Source organism: Moorella mulderi DSM 14980 (assembly GCF_001594015.1).
Taxonomy (GTDB): Bacteria; Bacillota; DSM-521; order Neomoorellales; family Neomoorellaceae; genus Neomoorella; species Neomoorella mulderi.
This window is the reverse complement of the sequence record NZ_LTBC01000070.1, coordinates 1-529: the sequence shown is the minus strand read 5'-3', so window position 1 is coordinate 529 and position 529 is coordinate 1. Positions and strand designations below refer to the sequence as shown.

Annotated in this window: 2 tRNA genes and 2 rRNA genes; all 4 read left to right on the top strand. The window is 55.0% G+C overall.

What is annotated here, in order from left to right:
- A 16S ribosomal RNA gene (locus tag MOMUL_RS17130) occupies positions 1-119 on the top strand; the annotation flags it as partial.
- A gap of 113 nt (positions 120-232) precedes the next feature.
- Positions 233-309 (top strand) — tRNA-Ile (locus MOMUL_RS15305).
- 15 nt (positions 310-324) lie between these two features.
- Positions 325-400: transfer RNA gene (locus tag MOMUL_RS15300), tRNA-Ala, on the top strand.
- A gap of 56 nt (positions 401-456) precedes the next feature.
- Positions 457-529, top strand: a 23S ribosomal RNA gene (locus MOMUL_RS15295); the annotation flags it as partial.

Genomic DNA, 529 nt, shown 5'->3' with positions numbered 1-529 from the left:
CCCGAAGATGACTCTTTGAGTTGAGTGCTGGGAGGGAGCCGTCGAAGGTGGGGCTGGTGATTGGGGTGAAGTCGTAACAAGGTAGCCGTATCGGAAGGTGCGGCTGGATCACCTCCTTTCTAAGGAGTAAATAGATACCCCGGATAAAATCCGGCGAGGTCTATAACTCCTAGGTCGGTCGTCTGGCTCAACCCACTGTTTAGTTTTCAGGGACTTGCTCCCTGAAAGGTAAGGGCTTGTAGCTCAGCAGGTGAGAGCGCACGCCTGATAAGCGTGAGGTCGGTGGTTCGAGTCCACCCAGGCCCACCACTTTTAAAATAAAGTGGGGGTGTAGCTCAGCTGGGAGAGCACCTGCTTTGCACGCAGGGGGTCAGCGGTTCGAATCCGCTCATCTCCACCATGATTGTTCTTTGAAAACTGCACAGCGAGGAAGACGGACCCACCTACGCGGGAAATGGTCAAGCTAGTAAGGGCGTACGGTGGATGCCTAGGCGCTAAGAGGCGAAGAAGGGCGTGGTAAGCTGCGAAA